Genomic DNA, 3,146 nt, shown 5'->3' on the forward strand with positions numbered 1-3,146 from the left:
TCTTGCAAGCGCTCCATGCCCAGAATTTCTTTAGCCAGATTCAGCACCTGACCCGGCTTCAGCATCTCTGCCCCCAATGAAACCGCCCGCCCGTCAATTTTCATGACCGGCGGCGAGCCTACGGTGAGGTAAAGGTCAGAGCCGTTTTTTTCCACCATCAAGACCAGCAGATCATCTAGTACAGACATAAATTATCCTCAGGCCACATTCATAAAACTGTCTTTGTTCTGTACCCTACGCAGGGCATCTTCGCGGGTCACTTTGTGGGCACGCACCAAGTCGGCAAGACACTGGTCGAGGGTTTGCATGCCCTGATTTTGTCCGGTCTGGATCACCGAGTACATCTGCGCCACCTTATTTTCGCGAATGAGGTTACGGATAGCCGGAGTGGCAATCATAATTTCATGCGCGGCGACCCGGCCTTTGCCATCGGCCGTTTTGAGCAGGGTCTGAGAAATAACTGCACGCAGGGATTCTGACAGCATCGCGCGAACCATATCCTTTTCTCCCCCAGGGAAGGAATCGACAATACGGTCGATGGTTTTCGGCGCAGAACTGGTATGCAGCGTCGCAAACACGATATGGCCCGTTTCCGCCGCGGTCAGAGCCAGACGCATGGTCTCTAAGTCACGTAATTCGCCCACCAGAATAATATCGGGATCTTCGCGTAAAGCTGAGCGCAGGGCATTTTCAAAGGAGTGGGTGTTGGCGCCTACCTCGCGTTGGTTGATGAGACATTTCTTGGGGGTATGTAGAAATTCGATGGGATCTTCAATGGTGATAATGTGGTCAGCGCGATTCGCATTGATATGATCCACCATCGCTGCCAGCGTCGTTGATTTACCCGACCCCGTCGGCCCGGTGACCAGCACCAGTCCGCGCGGTACGTTGATGATCTCCGTAAAAGACTTGGGTGCATTGAGTTCCTCCAGACTGAGCACCTTGGCGGGAATCGTCCGGAATGCCGCCGCGGGTCCGCGGTCCTGGTTGAAGGCGTTAACCCGAAAACGCGCCACACCCGGCAGTTCATAGGCAAAGTCGATTTCCAGATTCTCCTCATATCCCTTCCGCTGAAAATCGTTCATGATGTCGTAAATCATGCTGTGTACGGTTTTTCTGTCCTGCGCCTCCACATTGAGTGAGCGGATATCGCCGTTGATCCGCAGCATAGGTGCCAGGCCTGCCGAAATGTGCGTATCCGAAGCGTTGTTCTTCACCGCGAAGGCAAGCAGTTCTGAAATGTCCATCATGTAACTCCCGAAATAAACGGCCCGTGATTTGGGACCAAAGGCTATTGAGCGTTACTATAGTCGACCTTGACCATTTCGCCCACGTCTGCCGGAGACCGATGCCCCTCGCCGAACGCCTAGCCCATGTGCAATGTGCGATTGCCGATCATCCACCGCAATGCCTGCTCGCCGCCAGCAAGCATGTCACAGCGGAAACGCTGCGTGGCGCCTATGCGCTCGGGCTCCGTCACTTCGGTGAAAACTACCTGCAGGAAGCCCTGGACAAGCAAACGGCACTGAGAGATTTGGATGGCGTCGTCTGGCATTTCATCGGCCGCATCCAGCGTAACAAGACTGCAGCATTGGCCCGGCATTTTGACTGGGTGGAGAGTGTAGACCGCCCACTCATCGCTGAACGACTCCATGCGGCGCGCGCGGGCATGGTGGCCCCGTTAAACGTGCTTATTGAGGTTGCCATCAGTGGAGAAGGCAGCAAAGGGGGTTGCGCGCCAGAAGAAGTTCCAGTATTGGCCCTCGCTATTTCCCGATTATCCCATTTGCGACTGCGCGGCCTGATGGCCCTGGTCCACCCGCAACCGGAGCGGGCAGGCGCCGACTTCCGCCGGATGGCAGAACTTTTCCTCACGCTGCAGCAGACCCAAGTTCATGCTGATCTGGATACCCTCTCCATGGGCACTTCGGCGGATTACCTCCAAGCCCTGCAACTCGGCGCCACCGAGATCCGTCTTGGCACCATCCTTTTCGGAACACGTACTCAGGAATCCTTATGATTACTCAGAATATTGTCTTCATTGGTGCCGGTAATATGGCAAGCGCCCTCATCGCCGGCCTACGGCACCAAGGCGTTGTGGGTGAGCAGATTCAGGTTCATGCCCCCAGCAGCGTGCGCCGTGATGCGCTTGCGGAAAAGTTCGGTATCCGTAGCCTACCGGCCGAGGCGCAGAACTTGCCGACCAACAGCGTGGTCATCTATGCCGCCAAGCCGAAGCAAATCTCGTCGGTGCTTGCGCTGTGGCGACAAGCCTTTGCCGATGCCGGGGTGCTCTTCCTCTCTGTCGCCGCTGGTATCGGCAGTGCGCGCATCGCCGCCGAACTGGATGCCGGGAGCGCCATCGTGCGAGGCATGCCCAACACCCCGGCGCAAGTCGGCGCCGGAGCGACCGCCCTTTACGCCCGCGATTCAGTGAACGCCGCGCAACGCCAGACCGCGGGTGCCATCATGTCCGCGGTGGGACAGATTTACTGGCTGAGCGATGAGTCGCTGATGGATGCCGTTACCGCACTCTCTGGAAGCGGCCCCGCCTACCTCCTGCTGTTTCTGGAGGCGCTCGAAGATGCTGCCGTGCTGCAAGGCCTGGACCGGCCCACCGCCCGTGCCCTCACCTTACAGACCGTGCTCGGGACCGCGCAAATGGCTGCTGCCAGCGTGCTAAGCCCGACCGAGTTACGCCATCAGGTCACCAGTCCGGGTGGCACCACGGCAGCGGGTTTAGCCGCCTGGGAAGAGCATCTGCGGCCACTGGCGCAGCGGGCCCTGGCAGCCGCGGCCGAGCGCAGCCGCGCTCTGGGCGGCACCAAAAAGGATGTACCATGACCGAACTGAGTATTATGGCAGCACGCCTTACCAACCTTGTCCTGACCTTACTGTTCTGGGCAATTCTCATCCGTGCCATATTGTCCTGGGTACAGCCCGATCCGCGCAACCCGGTCGTGCAGTTTCTGGATCGGCTTACCGGGCCCATTCTCTACCCTCTGCAACGGATCATTCCCCCCATCGGCGGCATTGACCTCAGCCCGCTGGCAGCCCTGTTGATTATCGAAGTGCTCAAGGGCCTGCTGGTTCATGCCATCCTCAATCTGGGCGGGTAAACCCTTTACGACGGATTGCGGCGCATG

Annotated in this window: 4 protein-coding genes and 1 pseudogene; 3 read left to right on the top strand and 2 right to left on the bottom strand. The window is 58.2% G+C overall.

Features of this window, described 5'->3' with window-relative positions; all coding sequences use genetic code 11:
* Positions 1-188 (bottom strand): annotated as a pseudogene (locus AC2VNK_RS07210) (PilT/PilU family type 4a pilus ATPase); the annotation flags it as partial.
* Positions 189-197: 9 nt separating this feature from the next.
* A complete protein-coding gene (locus tag AC2VNK_RS07215) occupies positions 198-1,250 on the bottom strand; it encodes a type IV pilus twitching motility protein PilT (RefSeq protein ID WP_291520787.1) in 1,053 nt (350 codons plus the stop codon).
* A gap of 98 nt (positions 1,251-1,348) precedes the next feature.
* Between AC2VNK_RS07215 and AC2VNK_RS07220 the strand changes: the two genes are divergently transcribed.
* The 3 genes from AC2VNK_RS07220 to AC2VNK_RS07230 are packed head-to-tail and all read left to right on the top strand — an operon-like array spanning position 1,349 to position 3,119.
* A complete protein-coding gene (locus AC2VNK_RS07220; RefSeq protein ID WP_291520788.1) occupies positions 1,349-2,020 on the top strand; it encodes a YggS family pyridoxal phosphate-dependent enzyme in 672 nt (223 codons plus the stop codon).
* Positions 2,017-2,844 (top strand): pyrroline-5-carboxylate reductase, encoded by an 828-nt coding sequence (gene proC / locus AC2VNK_RS07225; RefSeq protein ID WP_291520789.1) that lies wholly within the window; start codon positions 2,017-2,019, stop codon positions 2,842-2,844. The genes AC2VNK_RS07220 and proC overlap by 4 nt, the downstream gene beginning before the upstream one ends.
* Positions 2,841-3,119 carry a YggT family protein gene (locus AC2VNK_RS07230; protein WP_291520790.1) on the top strand — a complete coding sequence of 93 codons (279 nt, stop codon included), beginning with the start codon at positions 2,841-2,843 and terminating at the stop codon, positions 3,117-3,119. The genes proC and AC2VNK_RS07230 overlap by 4 nt, the downstream gene beginning before the upstream one ends.
* Positions 3,120-3,146 lie beyond the last annotated feature (27 nt).

Source organism: Acidithiobacillus sp. TH-A35 (genome assembly GCF_057473505.1).

Excerpts from the sequence above, each read along its gene's own strand:
- AC2VNK_RS07215 (WP_291520787.1), bottom strand. The coding sequence starts at position 1,250 with ATGATGGACATTTCAGAACTGCTTGCCTTCGCGGTGAAGAACAACGCT.
- AC2VNK_RS07220 (WP_291520788.1), top strand. The coding sequence starts at position 1,349 with ATGCCCCTCGCCGAACGCCTAGCCCATGTGCAATGTGCGATTGCCGAT.
- proC (WP_291520789.1), top strand. The coding sequence starts at position 2,017 with ATGATTACTCAGAATATTGTCTTCATTGGTGCCGGTAATATGGCAAGC.
- AC2VNK_RS07230 (WP_291520790.1), top strand. The coding sequence starts at position 2,841 with ATGACCGAACTGAGTATTATGGCAGCACGCCTTACCAACCTTGTCCTG.